This window comes from Spirosoma aureum (assembly GCF_011604685.1).
GTDB classification, from domain to species: Bacteria; Bacteroidota; Bacteroidia; order Cytophagales; family Spirosomataceae; genus Spirosoma; species Spirosoma aureum.
In genome coordinates this window covers 4132512-4156860 of sequence record NZ_CP050063.1, presented here as the reverse complement: position 1 = coordinate 4156860, position 24349 = coordinate 4132512, and the positions used below count along the sequence as shown (strand labels likewise).

22 protein-coding genes are annotated in these 24349 nt (G+C 46.6%); 14 read left to right on the top strand and 8 right to left on the bottom strand.

Annotated features, from left to right (window positions below):
* Positions 1 to 32: 32 nt before the first annotated feature.
* Entirely contained in the window at positions 33 to 2318 is a 2286-nt protein-coding gene (locus tag G8759_RS16405) for a carboxypeptidase regulatory-like domain-containing protein (protein ID WP_167209778.1), read from the bottom strand.
* A 157-nt stretch (positions 2319 to 2475) separates the two neighbouring features.
* A complete protein-coding gene (gene tilS, locus G8759_RS16400; RefSeq protein WP_167209776.1) occupies positions 2476 to 3846 on the bottom strand; it encodes a tRNA lysidine(34) synthetase TilS in 1371 nt (456 codons plus the stop codon).
* Positions 3847 to 3878: 32 nt separating this feature from the next.
* Between tilS and G8759_RS16395 the strand changes: the two genes are divergently transcribed.
* The 10 genes from G8759_RS16395 (at position 3879) to G8759_RS16350 (ending at position 13517) form a co-directional block, all read left to right on the top strand.
* Positions 3879 to 5660, top strand: a complete 1782-nt coding sequence (locus G8759_RS16395; RefSeq protein ID WP_167209774.1) for an OstA-like protein — start codon at positions 3879 to 3881, stop codon at positions 5658 to 5660.
* Between the two features lie 95 nt (positions 5661 to 5755).
* A complete protein-coding gene (locus tag G8759_RS16390; protein ID WP_167209771.1) occupies positions 5756 to 6412 on the top strand; it encodes a T9SS type A sorting domain-containing protein in 657 nt (218 codons plus the stop codon).
* A 124-nt stretch (positions 6413 to 6536) separates the two neighbouring features.
* On the top strand, positions 6537 to 7427 hold the full coding sequence (locus G8759_RS16385; protein WP_167209769.1) for an outer membrane protein assembly factor BamD: 891 nt from the start codon (positions 6537 to 6539) through the stop codon (positions 7425 to 7427).
* Between the two features lie 90 nt (positions 7428 to 7517).
* A complete protein-coding gene (locus G8759_RS16380; RefSeq protein WP_162385084.1) occupies positions 7518 to 7832 on the top strand; it encodes a DNA-directed RNA polymerase subunit omega in 315 nt (104 codons plus the stop codon).
* Positions 7833 to 7942: 110 nt separating this feature from the next.
* Complete coding sequence (coaBC, locus tag G8759_RS16375) at positions 7943 to 9181, top strand: bifunctional phosphopantothenoylcysteine decarboxylase/phosphopantothenate--cysteine ligase CoaBC (protein ID WP_167209767.1); 1239 nt, start codon at positions 7943 to 7945, stop codon at positions 9179 to 9181.
* On the top strand, positions 9178 to 10092 hold the full coding sequence (gene porD, locus G8759_RS16370) for a type IX secretion system protein PorD (protein WP_167209765.1): 915 nt from the start codon (positions 9178 to 9180) through the stop codon (positions 10090 to 10092). The genes coaBC and porD overlap by 4 nt, the downstream gene beginning before the upstream one ends.
* Before the next feature lie 120 nt (positions 10093 to 10212).
* Positions 10213 to 11886 carry a DNA repair protein RecN gene (gene recN, locus G8759_RS16365; protein WP_167209763.1) on the top strand — a complete coding sequence of 558 codons (1674 nt, stop codon included), beginning with the start codon at positions 10213 to 10215 and terminating at the stop codon, positions 11884 to 11886.
* 92 nt (positions 11887 to 11978) lie between these two features.
* Complete coding sequence (locus G8759_RS16360) at positions 11979 to 12437, top strand: viral A-type inclusion protein (RefSeq protein WP_167209761.1); 459 nt, start codon at positions 11979 to 11981, stop codon at positions 12435 to 12437.
* The gene (locus G8759_RS16355; protein WP_167209759.1) at positions 12376 to 13071 is read left to right on the top strand and encodes an SCO family protein; all 696 of its coding nucleotides are present in this window, start codon (positions 12376 to 12378) and stop codon (positions 13069 to 13071) included. The genes G8759_RS16360 and G8759_RS16355 overlap by 62 nt, the downstream gene beginning before the upstream one ends.
* Positions 13068 to 13517 carry a c-type cytochrome gene (locus G8759_RS16350; RefSeq protein ID WP_167209757.1) on the top strand — a complete coding sequence of 150 codons (450 nt, stop codon included), beginning with the start codon at positions 13068 to 13070 and terminating at the stop codon, positions 13515 to 13517. The genes G8759_RS16355 and G8759_RS16350 overlap by 4 nt, the downstream gene beginning before the upstream one ends.
* Positions 13518 to 13615: 98 nt before the next feature.
* Here the strand turns inward: G8759_RS16350 and G8759_RS16345 are convergent, their stop codons facing one another.
* From G8759_RS16345 to G8759_RS16325, 5 genes are all read right to left on the bottom strand, one after another.
* Positions 13616 to 14479, bottom strand: coding sequence for an SDR family oxidoreductase (locus G8759_RS16345; protein WP_167209755.1), 864 nt, complete (start codon positions 14477 to 14479; stop codon positions 13616 to 13618).
* A 132-nt stretch (positions 14480 to 14611) separates the two neighbouring features.
* Positions 14612 to 15190 (bottom strand): Crp/Fnr family transcriptional regulator, encoded by a 579-nt coding sequence (locus G8759_RS16340; RefSeq protein ID WP_167209753.1) that lies wholly within the window; start codon positions 15188 to 15190, stop codon positions 14612 to 14614.
* A gap of 23 nt (positions 15191 to 15213) precedes the next feature.
* On the bottom strand, positions 15214 to 15834 hold the full coding sequence (gene lptC, locus G8759_RS16335; protein ID WP_167209751.1) for an LPS export ABC transporter periplasmic protein LptC: 621 nt from the start codon (positions 15832 to 15834) through the stop codon (positions 15214 to 15216).
* 12 nt (positions 15835 to 15846) lie between these two features.
* On the bottom strand, positions 15847 to 17163 hold the full coding sequence (locus tag G8759_RS16330; protein ID WP_232074275.1) for a hypothetical protein: 1317 nt from the start codon (positions 17161 to 17163) through the stop codon (positions 15847 to 15849).
* On the bottom strand, positions 17120 to 17890 hold the full coding sequence (locus G8759_RS16325; protein ID WP_167209749.1) for a type III pantothenate kinase: 771 nt from the start codon (positions 17888 to 17890) through the stop codon (positions 17120 to 17122). Before G8759_RS16325 ends, G8759_RS16330 begins: the two co-directional genes overlap by 44 nt.
* 612 nt (positions 17891 to 18502) lie before the next feature.
* Between G8759_RS16325 and rho the strand changes: the two genes are divergently transcribed.
* The 3 genes from rho to G8759_RS16310 all read left to right on the top strand — a co-directional run bounded on the left by rho (position 18503) and on the right by G8759_RS16310 (position 22554).
* Complete coding sequence (rho, locus tag G8759_RS16320) at positions 18503 to 20746, top strand: transcription termination factor Rho (RefSeq protein ID WP_167209747.1); 2244 nt, start codon at positions 18503 to 18505, stop codon at positions 20744 to 20746.
* Between the two features lie 140 nt (positions 20747 to 20886).
* Positions 20887 to 21780 (top strand): sterol desaturase family protein, encoded by an 894-nt coding sequence (locus G8759_RS16315; RefSeq protein WP_167209745.1) that lies wholly within the window; start codon positions 20887 to 20889, stop codon positions 21778 to 21780.
* Between the two features lie 72 nt (positions 21781 to 21852).
* A complete protein-coding gene (locus G8759_RS16310) occupies positions 21853 to 22554 on the top strand; it encodes a hypothetical protein (RefSeq protein ID WP_167209743.1) in 702 nt (233 codons plus the stop codon).
* Between the two features lie 98 nt (positions 22555 to 22652).
* On the opposite strand, the gene G8759_RS16305 is transcribed toward G8759_RS16310, so the two are convergent.
* Positions 22653 to 22964 (bottom strand): GNAT family N-acetyltransferase, encoded by a 312-nt coding sequence (locus tag G8759_RS16305; protein WP_167209741.1) that lies wholly within the window; start codon positions 22962 to 22964, stop codon positions 22653 to 22655.
* 84 nt (positions 22965 to 23048) lie between these two features.
* On the opposite strand from G8759_RS16305, the gene G8759_RS16300 reads away from it, so the two are divergent.
* Entirely contained in the window at positions 23049 to 24344 is a 1296-nt protein-coding gene (locus G8759_RS16300) for a WD40/YVTN/BNR-like repeat-containing protein (protein WP_167209739.1), read from the top strand.
* Positions 24345 to 24349: the final 5 nt, after the last annotated feature.

Here is a 24349-nt window from a genome sequence, read left to right as displayed (position 1 = left end):
TTTTTGCTATTCCACTATTTATCCAACTTTGTTTATTGTACGGCCAGAATTTTGAATTCAGTTCGACGATTCTGCTGGTGTTCATCTTCAGAACAATTCACTCCGTCTACGCAGCCGTTTATTATTTCGCTTTCGCCATAACCCCGAGCCACTAACCGTTTTGGTTCAATTCCGCGCTGTACTAAATAGTCGAGTGCAGCACGTGCGCGGTTTTCCGAAAGCCTGACATTATAGGTATCCGGAGCGCGGGAGTCAGTATGTGAGCGCAATTCGATCTGCATTTGCGGATACTCTTTGAGTATCGCCAGCACGTGATCAAGCTCTTTGGCAGCGTCGGCCCGGATGAAGAATTTGTTCAGGTCATAGTAGATGTTCTTCAACTGATAAACATCACCTACGCCATAGAGACCCAGGGAGTCGGTTACTACCTTACTTTTTTTCTTAACCTTACTATACTGGGTTTTCTTGGTTGCATACCGATCTTTTTGAGCAGTGAGTGTGTAAGGTGCGCCCGGCTTCATGTTAAACTCATATCCACCATCAGGCCCCGTTGTCACGGTTTGTTCCGATTTATCTTTCTCATTCCGAAGGGTCACTTTTACGCCGGTAGCTGGTTTCTGGTTCACTTCAGTTTTTACAACACCTCTCACCAATGTATTTTCTGTGCGTTCGAGGTAAATCGACACGCTCAACACCGGTTTAGCCGATTGAGTCAATGTCGAGAATCGAACACTATTCAAGGCAAATCCTTCCTTTACAGCCCGGAATTCATATTCGGTGTTGGCTTCCACACATATTTCAGCACGCCCGTCAACATTTGTTATACGCAAATCCTGGTTGGCTCCGTTTCGCATAATTCGGACATCGGCACTCTCGATTGGTGTACCGCTTTTGGCATCGTACACCAAAATATTGAGCTGCTTACACGTCCGGCGAAATGAATAAATATCGTCGTCACTAACACCTTTCTTACGGTTGCTGCTAAAAAAGCCAGATGTACGGTATTTATCGGTTATGAATCCGAAGTCATCTTTTTCAGAGTTGATAGGTGCCCCTGCGTTCTGTACACCTTTGTAGGCTATGCCATCTTTAAGCTCAGCATAAAACACATCCAGCCCTCCAAGCCCTTCGTGACCATCCGATGAGAAATACAGATTTCCATTTTCGTCGGCAAATGGGAACATCTCGTTACCTTCCGTATTGATCTCTTTCCCTAAATTAACCGGTGTTCCCCACTGGCCTTTGGTATATTCAACTACATACAAGTCAGTCCCACCATATCCGCCGGGCATATCCGATACGAAGTACATTTTAGAGTCATCGGGCGCAAACGCAGGATGACCTACCGAGTATTCATTGCTGTTGAATGGCACTTCCTTGATCTCGACCCACTTCCCGCCCTTATTCACGGAAGAATACAATTTCAGTTTTTTTACACCATCAGAGCTTTTCCCTGCTTTCCCTTTACTGGTATTGTTTCGGGTGAAAACAATGGTGTTCTGATCTCGTGTAAATGTCATCGGTCCCTCATGGTATTTGGTATTGAGGGTTCGGCTGAATATTTCTGCTTTGGTCAGGGGTTGAGACGCATCGGCAGCTTCTTCTGCGGTCACTCCTTTAGCATCGGTTCCTCCACCTACAATGGCCGTACTCGGACCCCGTTTCAGCTCTGAACCCGGAACCCGTAACTGGTTTGTATCCGGGTGGAAATACATATCAAGAAACGGGGTCTGATTCCAGTTAAACACTCGTTTTACGACACCCGATTCGTCGCGGGCCGATACGAATACAATACCTCCTTTATAATACATTGGGCTGAAATCAGCCTGACGGGAGTTAATGGGCAGACTATAAAGTCGATACGAAGACGAATCCTGATAGAAGCGGCTTATATCCATGTAGGACACCGTATAGCGACGTCCACGCAAATCCTGACCCTGTTTTTCGCCGTATTGGCTATACATTTTCTGCGACTCCCGATACTTACCATTTTGCGCCAGCGACTGCGCATAGTATAGATAAATTTCACTGTCCAGATCGGTATACTGCTTTACTAATTCAGAGTAAACGCGTTCTGCATTGCGGGTGTCCTGTAGCTTACGATAGCTATAGCCGAGTTTGGTCAAAGCCTCGCGCGTTTCGGCAGGTTCCTTCTTTTTATCGGCTCGCAAAAATTCTTCATACGCCCGCACAGCGCTGACGTAACTAAGGTTATCAAACTGTTTGTTAGCCGCTCGTAACCGTGCATTTTGCGCCCGGACGGTAAGGCTTCCAAGAGCCATTCCAGCAATGAGCAAAATCAGTATAAATCGGTTCATGGGAGTCAATATGTTAAAATACTATGGGCTTACGGCAATCGTATCAAATAAAGTGCCAGTTTTTTAAATTTAATAGATCCATGCCCCTACTTATTACATAAATCGTTTTTTTTAACCTTAAAAGTACAATTTATTAGAGTCAAATTCGCGAACTGAGTCACTTATTTTGCCAAATAAATCGGGCTATTTGCTTTGTTTTAGCCGTTATCCGATAGCGATGATCAATCCGACGACCAGCTACCCATACAATTTGATCAGCTGACAGCAACACAATTGCCTGTTCTCGTTCAGACCTAGTTAGCTTGAGATCATTGAGCAGATCACTTACTAATTTATGGCCGTTCAGCCCTAACGGATGAAAACGGTCGCCCTGATGCCAGGTCCGAATGGTGAGCGGAAACGAAATCAGGTCGGCATCCAGGCAGGCTATTTTAGGATCAGTAGGCAATCGAAACGCAGTAGTTTTTTCAATTATATCTACTGTCAGCATAAATTGTCCGGCTATATATAAGGGAGAACCCGGCCATTCAGACAAGATAACTTTTTGTGCAAAAGCACTTGTCAGTTCCTCCACTAGTAAGCCAATACGCCCATCGGCCAGCCGGTCATGAACGATCCGGTGTGTCGGCGACGCAAACACCTGGCCAACAGGTCGGTTCAAGGATTCGATCATTTGCGAAACCTGATCCACCAAAAATCCGTAGGGTTTCAACCATTCTGCCAACCGAAACGCCAGCTCAGTTTGATCGATGAGTTTATTAGCTGGCAGGAATAGCTGATGGCCAATGGGTTCGGCAATCGTCGCCCATGACCGATCGAGTTCAGTACGGACAAGCGCTTCGGCAGCCCGAAGTCGCTCAATGGTTCGCGGCAATGTATGCCATAATCCGGGATTCAATTCAGCTAATACGGGTACAACATGATGCCGTATCCGATTTCTAGCGTATTTGTCATCATTATTTGATCGATCTTCCCGATACAAAATGCCATGTTCACGGGCGTAATCGGCCAGTTGTTCGCGCGTGGCAAACAGCAGAGGTCGAATAATAACATCAGTAGCAGAACGCTCCTGCCGGGCCGCAATGCCATGCAAACCAGCCAGGCCCGTGCCACGCGTCAGGTTCAGCAAAAGCGTTTCAAGCACGTCATTTTTATGGTGAGCAGTAACTGTACCGGCATACCCATGCTGCTCGTTCAGTTCAGCAAACCAGCTGTAACGCAGGTCGCGGGCAGCCATCTGAATCGAAATTCCGCGTTCGGCAGCGACCGCAACGGTGTCGAAGTAGATGAGGTGAAACGGAACCTCATACGCTTTAGCCTTGTTTTGCACAAAAACAGCATCGCCATCTGATTCGTCACCCCGCATGCCAAAGTTGACATGAGCAATGGCAAACGATTGGCCCGTCCGGTGAAATAATTCTGCCAGCACCATTGAATCCAGTCCGCCACTCACAGCCAACAACAAGCGATCGGTAGGACCGAACAATCGATTCTCGTTAATAAATCCTAAAAGTTCTCGCTCTAACATGCGGTTCTGGCACTAAGCCGTAGTTTTGCCCTATGTTTCGTCTAATTGTACGCCTATTTGCTGCTTTTCTTTTCTTCGCTTCACTGTTCGTGTCGGCTCCTGCTCTGGCGCAGGTCGGCGGCTCCCCGGTAGCTGATAAAGTCGAGCTATTACATGCAGATAGTCTGGTTGGGGTAAATACTCCTGGTCAGGTTGTTCGAAAGATTTACAATAACGTTCGCTTTCGTCAGAAAGGGGTGTTGATGTATTGTGACCTCGCCATTCAAAATGCAACAACCAATGTTATTGAAGCCTATGGTAATGTCCGGTTGATTCAGGGCGACACCATCAGCGTTCGGGGGGATACCATGTTCTATTACGGCAACACCCGCCAGGCAAATGTGCGTGGACGCGTTATCATGCGCGACCGAAAGATGACGCTGACTACCAGCCATCTCGACTACGATATGCTCTCGGGTATTGCACATTATCCTGCACCAGGCCGTATTGTTGACAAAGAGAACGTATTGACCAGTCGTGAAGGATACTATGATACGCGTAGTAAATTGTTCACGTTCCGCCAGAACGTTCGTTTAGTCAATCCCAAAGGTACGCTTACTGCCGATTCGCTGCTCTATAATTCGCTGACACGCATTGCTACATTTCAGGGTCCAACCCGTATCGTCAATAAAGATGGGGTTCTGACGGCGGTGGCCGGCCAATACAACACTACTACTGGCATTTCAAACTTCCAGCAACGAGCTACGGTCGAAACGCCTAAGTACCGAATCACAGGCGACTCGCTGTATTACGATAATATTTCGGAACTGGGTATTGCAAAAGGAAACGTCATAATGGTAGCCAAAGACCGTAAAGCCGTCATTCTTGGCGAGCATGTACGCTACAATGGGAAAGCAGGAATTTCGCGGGTAACGGGCCACCCCGTTGCCAAAAGCCTCGCCAGCGAAACGACAAACGATACGCTGTTTCTGCGGGCAGATACCTTATTTTCTTTCGACGATAAGGTGACAAATACTCGCCGTTTACTGGCCCACAAAAACGTTTTTATTTTTAAATCTGACCTTCAAAGCAAGTGCGATTCCCTGATTTATAATACGGCGGATTCGACCATTTATTTTTATAAAAATCCAATTGTCTGGAGCCAGAATAAATACCAGATGGAGGCTGATTCGATTCGGGCGCTGCTGAAAAATAATCATATCAATACGATGTTTCTGCGGGGCAAATCCTTTGTGATTTCGCTCGATACGCTCATGAATTTTAATCAGATAAAGGGTCGAACCATTACGGCTTATTTTGCCACTAAAATAACGCCGGTAACGACTGCATCCAAGCCCGTTGAACCCTCTCGTCTATCAGCGGCTGCAACGAATACCCCCTCCCGTAGCGTATTGACTAAAACATCATCACCTGCTTCCGAAACTGTTACTTATCAGGAGCAAACCGCCTTGGATCGGGTCATTGTGGAAGGGAATGGGCAGAGTATTTACTATGCTGTCGATGACAACAATAAGATGATTGGTCTTAACCATGTGGAGTGTAGTCGAATGAATATTGAATTCGCGGAAAACAAGGTTGGCCGCATTCGTTTTTATGGTCGTCCAGACGCTCAGCTTGTCCCTCCAAAAGAGATCACCGAAGAGAATAAAGAACTCGATGGTTTCAGCTGGCGGGAGGCCGAAAAACCAACCAAAGGTCAGGTGTTATGGCTCGAAATTCCACCGGCTTCGAAGCCAGGGACTAAAAAACCATTAAAAATTAGAAGCACAACTAAACCTTTAGCTAAAAAACTCGTTCCAAAGGGTATAAAATAACTCTTTTAACAATTTTTTAGATAGTACCCCGTTGACTTTGTCTTTTAACATGAATAGGTTTGCGGTGAGTACAAGTGTACATGAAGTAGTATCGTATGAAACAAATTATACTTATTGGTTTTCTGACCGCCTTTCTGACGGCCACAACTCCGCTCCGGGCGCAGATCGCCCCGCGCGATTCCGACTCCCGAAAGGGTAGCCGGTTGGAGTTGGGAAGGACCGTTGGAAGTCGGAAGCCGACCACACCAGCACTAACGGGCAAGCGATTTTCGCTGGCTCCCTCAACGACAGCGGTAAACCTTGATCGGGCTGCCGCGATTCGTAAAAATGCTCCGATTAATGAATATTATCGGTCCTTACTTGTAGCGCGCCCAGCCACGAAATCAACGACTCGTCCAGCATCCGCTGAGAGTGCTCCAGCCACCACTGCTGAAGCACGGATTGGGGCCGAACAGGAACTCCGGGCCGACGATCGGATGTATAGCAATGACCGCATCACGGTATCTAATATTTATCCTAATCCAGCCAGTGAATCGGCTCAGATAGATTACCAGATTACAGGACAGGTCAATGAAGCAAAATTGATTTTATTAAATGTGCTGGGCTCACCCGTCGCGGAGTATGAGATGCAACAGAATGACCGTAAGGTTCATGTGGCTACCCGTGAACTTGCCACCGGCTATTATTTCTACCAGTTATCAGTAGATGGCAAGAAAGTAGCAACGAAGAAATTACTTGTACGCCATCAGTAGACTGACCAATTGGGTTGTTAAAAATTCGTAAAGAGCAGTCAAAACAGGGCTATTTGCCGTACTATAGGGGCTACATCGTCGTTAAGTCGGTGTAGCCCGTTTTTTTTAGTATATTTGCGTCCTTATGCAACAACGTCATATCATTAAAGGTCTGCTGGGAATCTTGGTAGTGTTTTTTCTCGGGTCATGCAGTCCGTTCTCAAAATTGCAAAAGAGCGGTAGTGACGATGAAAAGTATAAAGCAGCCGTTCAGTATTATAAAAAAGAAGACTGGTATCGTGCCGGTCTACTCTTTGAAGAACTAATTCCGGTGCTAAAAGGTAGTACTGAGTCGGAAATGGCCCAGTTTTATCATTCCTACACTCAATTCCACCAGCAGCAATACCTGCTTAGTGCCACGCTATTCAAAAAATTCTACGAGACGTTTGCCCGTAGTGAGTATGCGCAGGAAGCTATGTATATGTATGCTTATTCGCTCTATAAAGATACGCCCCAGTTTAACCTCGATCAGTCAAATACACTGACAGCGACTTCGGCTCTTCAGGATTTCATTAATACCTATCCAGATAGCAAGTACCGCGACGAGTGTACAAAAATCATTCTTGAGCTGCGCGGGAAACTGGAGCGGAAAGCCTATGAAAAAGCCAAGCTGTATTACAAAACCAGTGGCTTTAACATTGCATCCTACAAGTCATCGGTTATTGCCATCAATAATTTCCAGCGGGAGTTTCCAGACTCTGAATTCAACGAAGAACTGGCATTTTTAAAAGTAGATGCCGAGTATAGTCTGGCCAATAATAGTCTTGAAACGAAGCAAAAGGAACGCTATCAGGAAGCAATTGGTTACTATCAGGCATTCCTTGACAAGTATCCGAACAGCAAGTTTATTAAACAGGCCGAACGCATGTACGAATCCAGTCAGAAAGAAATTGAACGATTGGAAAAATTAGAGCAGGAACGCGAAAAGCTTAAGAATCCGAATAACCGCCCGGCTAAAGTAACGGCAGCAAATTAATCCAGTTGCAGTCTACAGTGACTAGTTATCAGCACTCGTGCTGATAATTATATACCTGTTGGCTGTTAACTGCTAACTGTTAACTGAATTATGGCAACAAATCAATCTATTATTACCCGCGACAACGACAAAATTGCAGCACACACGGGCAATTTATACGAATCGGTATCGATTATCTCAAAACGTGCCCGTCAGATTGCCTCGAAAAACAAGGAGGAACTGAGCAATAAACTGTCGGAATTCGTATCAGCGGTAGATAACCTCGAAGAGGTATTTGAAAACCGCGAACAAATCGAAATTTCAAAATTCTACGAGCGGATGCCGAAACCAACCTCGACCGCTACGGATGAATTTCTGGAGAGCAAAGTCTACTGGCGTTATAACGACGAAGAAGCACAGCAATAATTGACAACTCCTGCTGATTTTCTCATAACCGCACGGTATGTTTGCCGTGCGGTTTTTTGGTTTATGATTTAGTAGCCATAAGAACTCCGCTAATTCAAGACTTCTAGCTTGTGAACGGAAAACGAATCCTTTTAGGGATAACGGGCAGTATATCAGCTTATAAATCAGCTCTACTCGTTCGTTTATTAGTCAAAGCTGGTGCCGATGTTCAGGTAGTAATGACCCAATCAGCTCAGGAATTTATTACTCCCCTTACTCTGGCAACCCTATCGAAGCGACCCGTACTGTCGACCTTTGTGAATGATGCTAGTGGGAGCTGGAACAATCATGTGGAGCTTGGTTTGTGGGCCGATGCGCTCGTGATCGCTCCAGCCTCAGCTCATACGCTGGCCCGTTGCGCGCATGGCCTCACCGACGATCTACTCTCGGCTGTCTATTTGTCGGCAAAGTGCCCGGTATTTTTCGCTCCTGCCATGGATTTAGACATGTACCGACATCCAACGACTGTCGAAAACATCCACCGGCTCGAATCGTTCGGAAATCATATCATCCATGCAGAACACGGAGAATTAGCCAGCGGTTTAATTGGCGAGGGTCGTCTGGCGGAGCCTGAAACCATAGTCGAATTCCTGAATACGTTCTGGTTTCAGAATCAGGGAGTACGGAGCGATCAGCAGGATAGGCAGGCTTTAGGCCCCCTGCAAAACAAGCAGGTCCTTGTAACAGCCGGGCCAACCCAGGAAGCAATCGATCCGGTTCGATTTATAAGCAATCATTCAACGGGCAAAATGGGTTATGCCATTGCCCGCGCTTTTGCCCAGGCGGGTGCTGATGTGACGCTGGTGAGTGGGCCAACGGTTCTGCCACTGCCCCACCCATCGATCCGGCGTATCGATGTCCGATCAGCTCAGGACATGTTTGAGGCTTCACAGCTAGCTTTTGCCAGTTCCGATATAGCCGTATGGAGTGCGGCCGTTGCCGATTATACACCTGTGCATGTGGCTGATCAGAAGATCAAGAAAAAAGAACAACAATTTTCGCTTGAACTGACCAAAACTACCGACATTGCAGCCACACTGGGTAGTCAGAAAAGGCCGGGCCAATTGCTGATGGGCTTTGCGCTGGAAACGAATGATGAACGTGAAAATGCCGTAAAAAAACTGCGGTCCAAACAATTGGACTGGATTGTGCTGAACTCCTTACGAGATCAGGGAGCAGGCTTCGGACACGATACCAATAAAATTACCGTTATTGACAAAGACGAACAAACCCACGAATTTGCGCTAAAAACCAAAGATGAAGTAGCGCAGGATCTGGTAAATCTGATCGCACAAAAGCTGTCGGCATGAAACAACTAATCATAGCACTAAGTCTGTTTTGCGGTGTGTTCTCAGCACAGGCGCAGGAACTAAACTGTCAGGTAACCATTAATTCCGACCAGTTATTTGCTCAGCAGAAAACCGACTTTTCCTACGTCAGTCAACTGAAAGGAATTATCACTGAATTCATGAACAACCGGCGCTGGAGTAATGACCAGTTTACGGTCTCTGAGCGCATTAACTGCTCCATCAATATCAACCTGATCAAGTCGTTGACACAGGGCGTATTTGAAGCAACAGCACAAATTGTGGTTACACGCCCGGTTTATGGGTCAAATTACGAGACAACAACGTTTAGCTACGTCGATCGGTCGTTTAATTTCGTCTACCTTCCTACAACACCTGTCTATTATCGGGAAAACCAGTTTTCTGATGATTTAACCTCATTACTGGCTTTTTACGCTAATGTTATTCTGGCCGTAGATTATGATACATTCAGCAAACGGGGTGGCAATCCATTCATTCAGCGGGCTTTCACGATTATGAACCTCGCACAACAAGGGTCACCCAACGGAGCCTGGCAAACGGGGGGCGACCGACGCAATCGGTATTGGCTGGTAGAGAATCTGCAAAATCAACAGCTACTTCCTTTTCGGGATGGACTATACACCTATCATCGACTTGGGCTCGATGTGTTTGCCGCCAATCCAGTTCAGGTTCGTAAACAAACGCTCGCCTTGCTAACGACCATTCGAACCATTGGGCTTCAGTTGCCTAATTCTGTTTTGATTAACTCATTCTTCGACGCCAAGTCTCAGGAAATACTAAACATTCTTTATGAAGGTACTCCTGCTGAACGCAAACAGGCTTTTGATTTATTATCGTATCTGGACCCAAGTAAAACCGAAGCTTATCGTAAATTAGTGGCAGCGGGTCAATAACTGGAAGACAGTCTTCAGTAAGCAGTAGATCACAAAAACACTGCTAAATGATACGGCAAACTGCTGTTTATTTTGAACCGCACCACAACCGGCATTGTTAGATAAGTAAGAGCTTAATCTATGCTATCGCATTTACTGATTAAAAATTACGCCCTAATCGATCAACTCGAACTTACCCCTGACCGTGAATTAAATATCATTACGGGCGAAACTGGTGCCGGGAAATCGATTATGCTGGGAGCTATTGGCTTACTGATGGGTAACCGGGCCGACACGCGAGTGCTTTATAACCCTGAACAAAAGTGCGTCATTGAAGGTGTATTTGGTGTTTCCGGGTATTTGATCGAACAAATCTTCGAAGATGAAGAATTGGATTATTCCGACTCCTGCATTGTCCGGCGGGAAATTGGTGTAAGTGGCAAATCAAGGGCTTTTGTTAACGATACACCCGTTAATCTGGAGACACTTCGCCGGGTGACGAGCCAGATGATGGACATTCATTCGCAGCATGATTCAGTCCTGCTTGGTTCCAATGAATACCAGTTAGAAATTGTTGACACCTACGCTCAGGACGACAATCTGCTCCGCCAGTATCGCATAGATTATCAAACGTATCGAACAAATAAAACGACTTACGACCAGCTTCTGTCAGAAGCGTCTGCTATGCGGAAGGAGTTTGATTACAATAATTTTTTGTATGAAGAATTAACGAAGGCCCAGTTGCAGCCCGATGAGCAGGAGTCATTGGAACAGGAGCTGAACATCCTCGAAAACGCGGAAGAAATTAAAGAGCGTCTTCAGTTAGCTTTCGAATATCTGGATAATACGGAGCAATCAGTCATTGACTTTTTAAAAGGTGTAGTCAGTAATTTAACCTACATCAGCAAATTGTCAGATCAGTATGAACAATTGCTGCAACGGGCTCAAAGCAGCCTTATTGAACTACGGGATCTGGCCGATGAAATTAGTACCGAACAGGATCATGTAGATATTGACGATGCCCGTGCTGAAGCCATCCGCGAACGGCTCAATCTGATCTACCAACTCCAGACCAAGCATCAGGCAAAAGATGTTGCCGCCCTCATCACCCTACGAAATGAACTTGCCCAAAAAGTAAGTAAAGTACTTAATTTAGACGATGCCCTTGCCGACGCGAAAGCTCAGTCAGACGCTGCCCGCGAACAGTTACAGCTTAGTGGCCAGGCTTTGTCAGCAGCCCGACAGTTTGTTTTGAGCCCAATTGAAACAGAAATTGGCGGCCTGCTCAAAGAACTCGGGATGCCAAACGCTTCATTAAAAATACAGTCAGATACCGGTAAACCAACGCCAACCGGTATTGATACCATTTCGTTTCTGTTTAGTGCCAATAAAGGCGTTAAACCCCAGCAGTTGAAGAACGTTGCTTCTGGCGGAGAATTTTCGCGATTGATGATGGCGATCAAATACATTCTGGCCAGCAAACGATCGTTGCCGACGATTATCTTCGATGAAATCGACAGTGGTGTTTCAGGTGAAATTGCGATCAAGATGGGTAATATGATGCGTGATATGGCTCATAATCACCAGATTATTGCGATTACACACCTGCATCAAATTGCCGGACAGGGCAACGCTCATTACTTCGTTTACAAAGATCATTCGGCCTCTAAAACCGTCAGCCGTATCAAAAAGCTTACCTTTGACGAACGAGTTAATGAAATTGCCCAGATGATTGGTGGTAATAACCCATCGGCAAGTGCTCTTAAAAACGCCCGCGAAATTTTAAAACAACGTGCTACTGCTGTAGCCAAATAATGGATGAGGTAAACGACAAGGTGTCAGGTTATTTAAACTGAACTACACTTTATCGTTTATCTCATCCCAATTTACCTTCCACCTATTGCTTTATGAGTAAACCTATTCTTACGATTTCCGGAATACTGGTTCTGAGCGGATTGTTCTGGGCATGTGGCAAATCTGGCGAAGAAGCCGTCAAAGAAGCCGAAAATGGCGTCTTTGCCATTCATGACGAAGTGATGCCATTGATCGACGATGTAATGAAATCGCGTAAACAGCTTAAGGCACGCATTGCCGCACTTGACAGTACACAGGCGGCAGGCTCTCCCTCAACTTCGCTACGCATCGACGAGGAGCGCGATCAGGCCCGGCAAATCGTCCAGAAACTGACGCTGGCTGATAGTCTAATGATGAACTGGATGAGCCAATACAACAACGATACACTTGCCAAATTGCCTTCAGAAGATGCACTTCGCTATCTGGAACAGCAAAAAGATCAAATAACCGATGTTAAATCTAAAATCAACAATAGCCTTAAAGAAGCGAGCCAGTTTTTACAGAAACCCTAAAAACGGGTTGGTGCTGTTATGCCTCCTTCTGGTTGGCGCTGGTTGTAATTCAGGCGATGATAAACTTCCCATTCTGGGCCAGCGGGAAGCTGTAACGAAAACAGTCGATGGTAAATCGGTAACTGATTCCGTCTATCACACAATTCCCGATTTCAAATTTGTCAGTCAATACGGCGATACGGTTACGGCCAAAAATTTAGCCGGCAAGATCTACGTGGCTGATTTTTTCTTTACATCCTGCCCTACGATCTGCCCTAAAATGAAGGTTCAGTTGAAGCGGGTTTACGAGCGATTCAAGACAAATCCAGATGTAGCTCTTTTATCGCACACCATCGATCCCGCTCATGATTCCGTACCTGTTTTGAAGGAGTTTGCTGATAACCTCGGTGTATCGGGTCGCCAGTGGCTCTTTGTTACGGGTGATAAGGAAAAAATTTACGATATCGGCCAGACGAGTTATATGGTCACAGCCCAGCAGGATTCATCGGCACCGGGCGGTGTCGTACATAGTGGCGCTTTTATTCTGGTCGATAAGGACAGGCACATTCGGGGTATCTATGATGGAACGACCGAAGCAGGTGTTGATAAGTTAATGAATGATATGGATCGGCTCCTGGCCGAGTATAAGCAATGAAGCGATTTCTTGGTCTTTCCGTTTTAGCCTTCTTACTTGTCGGCAGTCTGTCCTGCCAGAGTGATGAAGAGATTAAACGGGAGCGATACATTACCGAAGGCATTCTGATTTATAAGAATAACTGTGCAAACTGCCACCAAAACAAGGGCGAAGGTGTAGCATCGCTTTACCCACCCCTTGCCGGGTCCGATTATTTGATTAATAAAAGGGATGTATATTGTTTGATTCGGTACGGCCAGCAGGGCCCTATTGTGGTCAACGGGAAGGCCTATAACCGGCCCATGCCCCCACAACCTCAACTCAGTGACCTGGAAGTGGCCGAACTGATAACGTACATTTATAGTGAATGGGGTGGCGAAAAGAAACTGTTTGACGTTAAACAGATATCGCCAATTCTGGAACAGTGCAAAGACCGTCCAGTGCTCAATAACATAGCGCCAAACTAACTGATTTAGAATCAGGGAAGTTTGACGCTATGTTTACTGGCTATCTAAAAAAACATCGTCGTATCAGGCGTTGCCCTGTATTGACAATTGCTCATCACTTACAGCTTGAAACCATAGTTTTTAGCCCATTTGGCTTTAATATCGGCTCTTGCCTGGATAAACTCCCTGTCGGTTCCCTGCGCAACGGCATCCAGCGGAAAACGCAGCGGTCGAGTCCCTTTTTCCATCTCTACCAGTGCTAGTATGCCGTCGGCAATGGTTTGCGGATTCATTTTATACTCTGCCATTTTGCCGAATAATGCACTCCCCATCTGATTGAATGGCTCAGTGGCATTTTCACCATACGTTGCCACAATGTCCCCTAAATCGGCATTCAACCCGGCTTTGGTGCCATTTACCATCTCGGTTGGATACACACCACTTGGTATCGTTACGTTTTCAATGCCATACGGTTTTAGCTCTGACTGTATACCTTCGGCAATCGTTTCAACCGCAAACTTAGAAGCCATATACGGTACCATAAACGGAAGTGCAAATCCACTGGCTCCTGTTGTCAGGTTGATAATCAGTCCGTTTTTTGCGGCACGCATTGCAGGTAAAACCGCTTTGTATGTACGTAAAACACCATAAAAGTTTACGTCAAACATACTTTTGACCTGATCGATCGAATACCCTTCGGTAATGCCAAAACCGCTCACGCCCGCATTGTTGACCAATACATCAATGTGGCCATATTTGGCCAGAGTTTGTTGAATAGCCTGATTTACGGAATCGTCGCTGGTTACGTCCAGCTCAATAACATCTATATTGGGTAGAGTCGATAACTCTTTAGCAACCGCTTCATTTTTACCGGTTGTGCCACGCATGGCAGCGATTACGGTATGCCCGGCTTTTGATAGCGTAATTGCTGTCAATTTACCAAAACCAGTACTTGTGCCTGTTATTAAGATTGTCTTTTTCATTACTCTTTGTGTTAAAATTTCTGACACAAAGGTGCACTGAAACCCCAGCCTGTTTCATTGACTTTTTTATAATAATGGCTTGACAAATATCAAGTCTTCTATATCAATTGATTAATAATGAATAATTTATAATTATTTTCGGGCGGCTTTACTCCTGACCCGGCTCAGCATTTCGGGCGTGAGGCCAAGAAATGAAGCGATCATGTGCTGGGGAACACGATTATAAATGGTCGGATACGTCTTGATAAAGTTAACGTATTTTTCTTCGGCCGTGAAGCTGATATCGGCATGGATTCGATTTTGAGAAGCGACAAAGCTTCTCTCCAGAATCGTGTTCACTAGCTCATTAAAGGCAGGAATTTTATGGCAAAGCATCTCAAAATTCTCCTTCCTGATGAGGAGAATAACGGAATCTTCTAGCGCATCGATTGTTGATTTAGCCGGATTACCGGTAAGTAGCGCTTCGCGATCGCCAGTCCACCAACCTTCAATGGCAAAATTCAGGATATGCTCCTGGCCCTTCCTATCAATCCGATACGTTCGTACACAGCCTTTGCATACAAACGCATTGTTTTGCCATGTATCGCCTTCCTGTAGAAGAAATTGTTTTTTGCGCAGTTTTTTGAGCGTACTTACCGATTGAATCAGGTTAAACTCCTGGTCAGTAAGGGTTGTCTGGCGGCTTATGTATTCTTGAAAAACGTCGAACATAAGCTTGCGCGCTAACAGGTTGATTAAAGGCCTGGACCACCTTCAACATTAAAGACACCAGTCGGTTTTCGGATCGAGTATTGCGAAAAGTCCTGATTGGCATCTAAACCCAAACCATATAACTTTTCGCCGGAAAGCTGGCTGATAATTTCAACACGCTTATCCGTATATACTTTTTTGGTTATAGGATTCCAGTTTAATTCGGGGGTGAGGAGTTTCTCCTGCTTCTGTTTGTTAACAACGACAACATGCCCCATTACCGTATAGAGGTCTTTGGCCTTATCATATCGACCGGAGTCTGATTGTAAGGTAGTTACCTCTTCTCCCTTTGGTCCGTAGAAAACAATGTTTACTGGTTTGGGATACGTACGATTATCATTAACGTAACGGTACTGTTTCGCCGTTGTAAGTTTCACTTTCAGCATAGCTGCTTCGCTATACAGCAACCGAACATCATTGATCTCCTCGATCGGCCCATTATAGGGCTCTACTTTTTTAGCCTGTTTTGGTTCACCACAAGCCAACAATAGAAACGAGGAATAAAGAATGATGACTGATGAATATAAAGCAGTGCACAGTTGCCTACAGCCCTGATGTATTCGACTTCCTTCCTCACTCTTTATTCTACCTTCAGCATTATTCATTCTACATTAACTTTAGTCAATAACTGGCTTACGGAACCAGCGGTCGGTTAATGAGAATCCAAGCGCAATGCGCACATACTGCTCCCGAATCTGAGACGTCGACAAGACACCGCGCTGACCAACTACCAGTGACAGGGTTACGTGGTTGACATAATAAGCACCAACAGGAAGCGACAAGCCTAAACTACCATTGATATCGTTAATCTGAGTTCCTTTCACTTGGTATGGAAGCTTATTATACTGAAAACCAGCCCGATAAGTAATCAGATCTGCGTATTTATTGGAGGTCGGTTTCGGCGTATACTCCAGCCCGGTCGCAACGGTCATCCCATCAACCAGGTCACCCAGCTGATCGTTTATTGTTCGGTATTTCCCCCATTGCTGAAAACCAACATCAACCCCTACCAGCAAGCGGTTAGCCCGTTCGATGCTTACGCCAAAATTCATTTGTTGCGGTAGCGTTGTACGACCGGTAGAATTATTCTGGAGGGTATCCGCTGGACCCAGGTTCAGACCAGCGAGTGTAGTTTGCTGGTAAATTTCCGTTTCACTTCCCTTAACCCGCGTGCTGGGGTCATAGGTTGCACCCAGATTAAGTGTCCAGGTGTCATTTATTTTTGGTCGCCAGGCAGCGCCTAATTTCCACACGATATCGCTGTAGTTAGCACGGCTCAACCGGTTGACCCGCGTGTCCTGCGTTCCAACACCCAACTGGTTGATGATCACCCGTGAGTCCGACGAATTCGTGATATTTCCGAAGATAAAAGAGGCTTCTGCGCCTACAAAAACATTCTTCAACAGCCGATAACCCGTTGCAAAGGATGCTTTATTCAAACCACCACGACCACTATAGTTGTATTCAGCCACCGATTGGCCTAACTGGACAATATTGGCCTGGGTGATGTTATAATTTACGAATGTATATGGCCTCAGATTAAGCGACATACTCCAGCGCGAATTTGCCGGAAACGCCAGGGCCAGATACCCCAGATTGCCTCCAAAATCCCGTTGAACCTGTGTTTCATTACCGATACTCTGGCTAAGCGTCTTTGACTGACCAACCAGGCCTACTTCAAAAACAGTATACGGAGGGCGGCTTCCAAGCAGAGCTGGATTTTGTAGATTTAAATAAAAAGGACTGGCGTTACTGATGCCAATACCACCCATACCAATATTGGTAGCGTTACCAGTTGGGTAGAGTTCTCCAATGCCCAGTGCTGAATAGGGCGAACTACCTAATCCTTGTGCCAGCACGATCGGCGACGTCGCGGCAGTAGCCAGCAAACTAGTAAATAGTACCCGGCTTATCCGCGTGTAAATTCTCAACATTATAGCGTAAAATTCGATTCAATCCCACCAGCACCAATTCCGGCACTGCAAATATCGGCTGTTTCAGACGACTTTCAAAAACAGGAGCATCGCCACCGCAAACGAGTACGGCCAGATCCGGCCAATCGTGTCGATAAGCATCAATGATACCGTTCATTTCGAAAGCCATACCGTTGACTACTCCACTCTGCATGGCATGTCTGGTATTCTTAGCGGTTAAGTCGGGCCATTTTTCGGGCACATCAACCAAGGGTAACCGGGCCGTTTGCTCATGCATGGCCCGAAATCGCATTCGTAATCCCGGCGATATAAGTCCTCCCCGGAAAACGGCCGTATGGTCAACCAAGTCAGCGGTCAGGCAGGTACCGAGATCAAACACCAGACATGCCTGCCCCGGAAACAAGGCAATAGCTCCCACTGCGGCCGCTACACGATCTGTCCCAAGCGTATGTGGCGTATCATAATCCTTTTGTAAGGGTACAGGCGTTTGTCCATCCAATACCCCGATCGAACTGCTCAATCCTGTTAACAGCGAACGGATCTCATCGGCCGACCGGCTCGTCGATGATACCAACACTTGCTCAGGGTGAGGAAATTCAGGCTGGCGTTTACGTAAATCCGTCAGGAAGCTTTCGCTCGACTCATATCGACCTGTATCGGCCAGAAGGGTACCATCAAACCAACCCGTTTTCAGACTTGAATTTCCCCAATCGATTACCAGATTCATCAGCACATTTTAGTTGCAGACCTTTCGCACAACTACCGCACCCGAAAGGTAACGACAGTTTTGGGTGCAAACATTGTCAAATTTTATTGTTTTAAGGAAATTTAAGTAAATCTGATAATTTTGCCTCCAAAGGGACACCTGACGATCTATTTTTTCGGGCGGGTCTTGCCTCGAACCAACCAATATTTAAATATCCTGTTAACTTTAGGAAACATTATTAATATTAACAGCGTTATCTTGACAAAACCGGATTAATACGTTACCTTTGTCTGTATCAAGCCTGCTGGCAGGTAATATTCTTCCCTAGTAGCAACTCATAGCTGCGACGGATTTCCGATTTTCCAACCGTTTTGTTAGCCACCGTGTCTGGCCCCACCAGACTCTCGTGTTTGGATCAAGCAAACTACGTCCTGTTTACTATTTGACCCATTTTCATTGCGTACGTATTCTGAACTTCCCAGGTTAGTTTAGTTTGGCATCGAAGACCGAACTGGTCATCGTATTAGTCGCTAACAGCCGCACAAAAAACTTCCCTCCTGCATACGATCAACCCCATTTTTCACTATTCCCGCAAAAACGGTCATTTAAAGGTTTATAGATAACCTGCACCTTATGTTTAAGAAAGAAGAATTAGATAAGAAGCTTGTTTCAGAGCTTCAGCCCATTGCCGAGCAATTCGGCATCCGTAATATTGCTAAATTCACCAAAGAAAAACTCGTATACGAAATTATAAAACAACAGTCTGAACGCCCTGGACCAGAAGGCGTTGAGGAAGTTGCCCCGGTTGATGAAGCCCCTCGACGCGGTAGACGGACAAAACCTGCGGCTACCCCTGTTGAGGCTGCTCAACCAAGCCAGCCAATAGTTCCTGTAGTTGCCCCCCCCGCAGCTGAAAGCCCCAGTACACGTACCCGTCAGCGTGTTCGACGCGATGCTGATGCCGCCGACATTCCAGCGCCAACACCGGAAGATGGCCTTAAAGAAGTTGTTGAAACGGCAGTAATCGAAACAGCTCCAGGTACATTTCCGACTGATACTCAGCCTTTACCGCAAGCTCAGGAAATTTCGGAACCGACTGAGCCCAAAACACCAGCTGAGCCAAATGAGCGGACAGAAACGCCAGCTCAGCCTACGGTTCGCAACCGGAATGAAAACGGACGCGATCGCTATAATACCTCGTTCCGGCCAACGGAATCCGGTCAGCGAAATGATCGTGGGAATGGTGTAAACGCCCGGCCCGACCTTAATCGGCCACGTAATCCCCGTCCTGATGGATCGCAGCCAACGCAACGTGACACGAGCGGACGACCCCGTATGGATCAAAACCGGGATGGCAATACGCCCGACCGTGGTCCGCGCGATAACAACTCAAACCGTCGTGATTTTAATCAGCGGGATGGAGGAAATTCAGATCGTAATTTCCGGGATCAGCGGCCGCGCACCCAACGGGCAGTAGCCGATGAAACAGCTCTGAATTTCAGCAGCCAGCCCGAGGATGAATTTCTGACCCCAACAGTTATTTCGGATGACAATGCAGCCAACACCGCTGCTCAATCCATTGGTGAGCCAACGCCATCTGTCGACGAAACAGGCGAACAGCCCGCAGAGACTCCGGTTGAAACCCAACAGCCTGGCCAGCCACAAACGCAGCCACAACCTCCAGTTACGCAGGCAGCGCGGGAAGCTCAGGAATACCAGAACCGCATTCGCCGACAGTATAATCAGCACATCCGCGAATTTGATGGTATCATCGATAATGAAGGTGTTCTTGAAATCATGCAGGATGGCGGCTACGGTTTTCTTCGTTCAGCCGATTACAACTACCTGGCCAGTCCTGATGATATTTATGTGTCTCCTTCCCAGATCAAATTATTCGGGCTGAAAACTGGCGACACCGTACGTGGTGCCATCCGCCCACCTAAAGAGGGAGAAAAATATTTTGCCTTGCTTCGCGTTTCGACCGTAAACGGCAAAACAACCGAGGAAATCCGTGACCGGATACCCTTCGAGTATCTGACACCGCTCTTCCCCGAAGAGCAGCTTCACCTCAGCAATCGCCCGGAGAATTATTCTTCACGCGTTCTGGACTTGTTTGCTCCGATCGGCAAAGGCCAGCGTGGTATGATTGTCGCTCAGCCTAAAACGGGTAAAACGGTGTTGCTCAAAGAAATTGCCAATGCCATTACCAAGAACCACCCAGAGGTCTATCTGATTGTATTGTTGATCGATGAACGTCCTGAGGAAGTGACCGACATGGCCCGCAGTGTAAATGCCGAGGTGATTTCATCAACGTTTGATGAACAGGCCGACCGGCATGTAAAAGTATCGAGTATGGTACTTGAAAAAGCCAAGCGCATGGTCGAATGTGGTCATGATGTGGTGATTCTGCTTGATTCGATAACTCGTCTGGCACGGGCTTATAATACGGTTGTTCCTTCGTCAGGTAAAATTCTTTCAGGTGGTGTCGATGCCAACGCACTTCACCGTCCGAAGCGGTTCTTTGGAGCTGCGCGGAACGTGGAAAATGGCGGGTCACTGACAATCATCGCTACTGCCCTTATCGATACTGGCTCGAAAATGGACGAGGTAATTTTCGAAGAATTCAAAGGAACCGGCAATATGGAACTCCAGCTTGACCGCAAACTGGCCAACAAACGGGTTTATCCCGCTGTTGATGTGCTGGCTTCCGGTACACGTCGGGAGGACCTTCTGTTAGATAAAGAAACGCTGCAACGTGTCTGGATTTTACGGAAACACATGGCCGATATGAATCCAATGGAAACGATGGACTTCCTGCTTGATCGCATGCGGGGAACCCGGAATAATGAGGAGTTCCTGATTTCGATGAACCGATAAGGATAATTAACGTAAATACAGAAGCACAAAGCGCACGAAGAGTTATCTCTGTGTTCTTTGTGCTTCTGTATTTACGACAGGCATCGATTAGTTGATAACCGATTGGCTATTCATTAATTTGCATTAAAATCAGAAAAAACATGAAAGACCTGATCCAATATGCAATTCCGGGCTTTGTGCTTCTTTTGCTTGTCGAAGTGATTGTAACGGCTGTTCAGCAGAAGGATTATTACAATGCCAAAGACACGGCCAGTAGTCTGACTATGGGTATTGGCAATGTTGTAATTGGCTTTGTCGGAAAAGCAATTGTATTCGGGGCGTTGTCGCTGGTCTATCAATTTCGGCTATTCACCCTTGACATGACCCAGTGGTGGGCGTGGGTAATTCTATTTTTCGCCGATGATTTCAGCTATTACTGGTTCCACCGAATCAGCCATAGCAGCCGGTATTTCTGGGCATCGCATGTGGTCCATCATTCATCCCTGAAATACAATCTGGGTACAGCATTGCGCCAAACCTGGACGGGCAATATCAGCGGTGCGTTTATTTTCTGGATCTGGTTGCCCCTGGTTGGTTTTTCGCCCGTTGCCGTCATGACCATGCAGTCAATCAGCCTGTTGTATCAGTTCTGGATTCATACCGAACACATTAATCGGTTCCCGGCTCCAATCGAATATATTTTCAATACGCCTTCGCACCACCGGGTGCATCATGGTTCCGATCTGAATTATCTGGATAAAAACCATGCGGGCGTTCTGGTGATCTGGGACCGCCTATTCGGCACCTTCGAGCAGGAGCGTAATCGGCCGACCTATGGCCTCACGAAAAATATTGATTCGCATAACCCCGTCCGGATTGCCTTTCATGAATGGGTTGATATCGGCCGTGATCTGAGAAAAGCAGGCTCTATCAGAAATGCGCTCGGTTATCTATTTGGCCCTCCGGGCTGGAGTCACGATGGCTCTCGAAAAACCACGAAACAATTGCGTGCCGAGCAGCAACGATCCTATCAACTGGATAAAGAAACTGCCTAGGCGATTGCTTACCTTCTGAACGTAAAATCATTATTCTAACCAGAATGCCTTTTTTCAGGTTAGATCAGCGTTATGTTGACCACATTGCTGCTTGCCTGTTTTCTGCTAAAACCATTGCCGGATTCGATCCCATCGATCGATTCAACAACTCGTGTACGCCCAAAACTCAAGGCAGCCTTTAATCTCGATTTCCGAAATTCGTTTTTAAAGCGCCAACCGGTCAACGTATGGGGTATTAATGCCGGGATTACTTATGGTGTCAAACGGCATCAAATTACGTTAGGCTATTACTGGCTTAGTTATGCCACTTACCTCCGTCTGATTGACTGGCGACGTGATGCAGCCCGGCGTATCAATCTTGGTTATTACACCCAGACCGACATGTGGTTTGTGAATCTTCAATACTGGTGGAACATGACCAACAATCGAAAGTGGACCGTGAGCGTCCCCGTCGAAATTGGTGGTGGTGTGGCCTATGCGCTTCCGCTGGATCTACGGAAGGAAACGCAGATTGACCGGACCAAACGGGACTTTTTTGTACCCATTCAGATAGGTACGTATGCGCAATGGAAAGCAACCCGTTGGGTAGGGCTTAGTGGACAGATAGGTTATCGGTATTCACTCTTCCGGAGCGACATTAATCAGAATTTCAACGGTACGTATTACAGCATTGGCGTAACCGTGTTCCCCGCCTTTTTTACGGATGTCTGGAAAGCCGTAACCAAAAAAGCACGCATTTCCCCCATCCATCCACCCCATTACAACCAGAAGTGATTGGCCTTTATTGAATTGTTGCCTAAAACGACGACATAGCCGTGCTGTTTCAGTGACGACAGCAGCATGGCTATGGGCGAAAATCTGGTGGTTTTATCTTAAAAATCGCTTGGTTTGTAGGCCGTCGAAACGACGCGATTCCAGTCAGGATGCCGTTTGAGGTAAACCGTTACGAACGGGCAAAGTGGTACAATTTTCAGGTTATTCTGCTCTATGTAGGTTAACACGGCTTCAACTAAGTGGGAGCCAACGCCTTTGCCTTCCAGACTGGAGTCAACCTGGGTGTGAATGATCGCAAGGGTTTCGTCGTCAACTTTCTGGTAAGCTACAGTAGACAACTTTCCATCAATTTTCATTTCAAAACGGTGACGGTGGCGGTTGTCGCGGACAGGCGCGTCGGTAAGGTCCATATCAGGTTAATTTATTCACAAAACAGTTCTTTATCTATCTACTGGTTAATCGGCCCAATTGTTTAACAACCGACTTTACCAGGCATGGATCTTACCTCACACCATCATTCACTTTTTGAAAAACCGGGCGTTCATTCACTACCACAACTTTATCAGTTAGGGCTTGGCGTCTATCATTCCGATAAATGGCGGGAATTATCGTCCTACCTGCGCTGGGAGCTAAAACATAAGCTGGGATTGTTCCCGGCCAATCAGTATCTCCGGTTTACCGATCATACGCCACTGCTGCTGGATTCAGCGACCGACTGCCCTGAATCTTTTCTGGTTTCGCCATCCGTTACTGTCAACAGAGCGTCATTGGGATGGAGACTGCTTATTGAAACATCCCGAATGTTCCAATGGGGGTGTTTGTTCAGCGATGAGTCTGGGCTATATGTCAGTACTGACAGTGGCCAATCGGCAACGCTTCGCTACCGGTTCATCCATCCAATCCAGTCCGTGTTTGTGTCGAATACGGGTTATGTGTTTGTCTGTAGCAATGGAAAACTGTTTCGTAGTGCCAATCAGGGCAAGTCGTTTACAGAAGTGCTGGCATTAAGTAGCCCTGACAGCTATTTTCTGACAAATAATGGGATGACCGAATTACCCGACGGTCGTTTGCTGATTGGCGAATATGGCGTTGTACGTCACCGTCATTCCTGGCAGAACCTGGCCTATATCTATTATTCGACCGACCGGGGAGCAACCTGGCAAACCAGTGATTTTCTGATTCGTGATGGGGTCAACAAACACGTCCATCTTGTCAAATACAGCTTATATCTCAATAGTCTGTTTCTGACCGACGGGGATAACAAAAAGCAGGTTTGGCTGAACAGAACCCTTACCAAGCTCGATCAACCATCCAATAACCACCACGATGATGGCTGGCATCGGCTGAATCAGACGCACTATCAGCAGGGCGGTTATCTCTCCATGGCCGAGCTTAATGGTACAGTATTTCTCGGTTCCGACTATCTGGGCGGGACTAATTTCATTGTGTCAACCACGGACGGCGAACGGTTTCAGAAGCAGATCGTGCCTGATCCATACCGCAGAAGTCCGGTCATGAACATGCTGACCCGACGTACTAACACCGGCCAAACCGAACTGTGGGCCGTTCTGCACAATAGCATTACCAGCTCCACCCGTTCACTGCTGATGTTTTCGTCCAATGGAGGTCACACCTGGACAAGGGTTATCGACTACGACGGCACCCGGCATGAGATCAAACTGGTCAGTGCCTCTCCGAAGCTTATCGATCAGGTACATTTTGCGATAATCACCAAAGAGGGCAACCAGTTCAAACAAACAGTTTTTAGGGCATCAACCAGGCGATTATAACCGTA